This is a genomic window from Herbaspirillum sp. C9C3, from assembly GCF_013359625.1.
Classification (GTDB): domain Bacteria; phylum Pseudomonadota; class Gammaproteobacteria; order Burkholderiales; family Burkholderiaceae_D; genus Herbaspirillum.
On the sequence record NZ_JABFMQ010000054.1, the window covers coordinates 1 to 1,495 of the forward strand.

Consider the following 1,495-nt stretch of genomic DNA (forward strand, 5'->3'; position numbering starts at 1 on the left):
TTAGTAGATTCTTGGGTGTGATGCACTAGGGCAAACACAATATATGCTCAACTTGTCTATAACAGAGCTAATGTTATAGGAACAAGCCGCACGGGCAATTAGTATCAGTTAGCTTAACGCATTACTGCGCTTCCACACCTGACCTATCAACGTCCTGGTCTCGAACGACCCTTTAGGGGAATCTAGTTCCCGGGAAGTCTCATCTCAAGGCGAGTTTCCCGCTTAGATGCTTTCAGCGGTTATCTCTTCCGAACTTAGCTACTCGGCAATGCCACTGGCGTGACAACCGATACACCAGAGGTTCGTCCACTCCGGTCCTCTCGTACTAGGAGCAGCCCCCTTCAAACTTCCAACGCCCACGGCAGATAGGGACCAAACTGTCTCACGACGTTTTAAACCCAGCTCACGTACCACTTTAAATGGCGAACAGCCATACCCTTGGGACCGGCTACAGCCCCAGGATGTGATGAGCCGACATCGAGGTGCCAAACTCCCCCGTCGATATGAACTCTTGGGAGGAATCAGCCTGTTATCCCCAGAGTACCTTTTATCCGTTGAGCGATGGCCCTTCCATACAGAACCACCGGATCACTATGTCCTACTTTCGTACCTGCTCGACTTGTCAGTCTCGCAGTTAAGCACGCTTATGCCATTGCACTATTAGCACGATGTCCGACCGTACCTAGCGTACCTTCGAACTCCTCCGTTACACTTTGGGAGGAGACCGCCCCAGTCAAACTGCCTACCATGCACTGTCCCCGATCCGGATAACGGACCAAGGTTAGAACCTCAAACAAACCAGGGTGGTATTTCAAGGTCGGCTCCACAGAAACTAGCGTTCCTGCTTCAAAGCCTCCCACCTATCCTACACAGATTGGTTCAAAGTCCAATGCAAAGCTACAGTAAAGGTTCATGGGGTCTTTCCGTCTAGCCGCGGGTAGATTGCATCATCACAAACATTTCAACTTCGCTGAGTCTCGGGAGGAGACAGTGTGGCCATCGTTACGCCATTCGTGCAGGTCGGAACTTACCCGACAAGGAATTTCGCTACCTTAGGACCGTTATAGTTACGGCCGCCGTTTACTGGGACTTCAATCAAGAGCTTGCACCCCATCATTTAATCTTCCAGCACCGGGCAGGCGTCACACCCTATACGTCCACTTTCGTGTTTGCAGAGTGCTGTGTTTTTATTAAACAGTCGCAGCCACCATTTTATTGCAACCCTTTTGTCCTTCTGGCGCAGGCCAGTCAAACTACTTGGGCGTACCTTATCCCGAAGTTACGGTACCAATTTGCCGAGTTCCTTCTCCCGAGTTCTCTCAAGCGCCTTAGAATACTCATCTCGCCCACCTGTGTCGGTTTGCGGTACGGTCTCGTTAGACTGAAGCTTAGAGGCTTTTCTTGGAACCACTTCCGATTGCTTCGCGAACAAGTTCGCTCGTCTCACACCCTTGAATTACGCTGCCGGATTTGCCTAACAGCCTTCTTCGATGTA

General features: G+C 50.8%; 1 rRNA gene (cut by a window edge). It reads right to left on the reverse strand.

The features are described 5' to 3' along the window. Nucleotides 1-77: 77 nt before the first annotated feature. Nucleotides 78-1,495, reverse strand: a 23S ribosomal RNA gene (locus HNO82_RS22000); it runs 1,531 nt beyond the window's last position.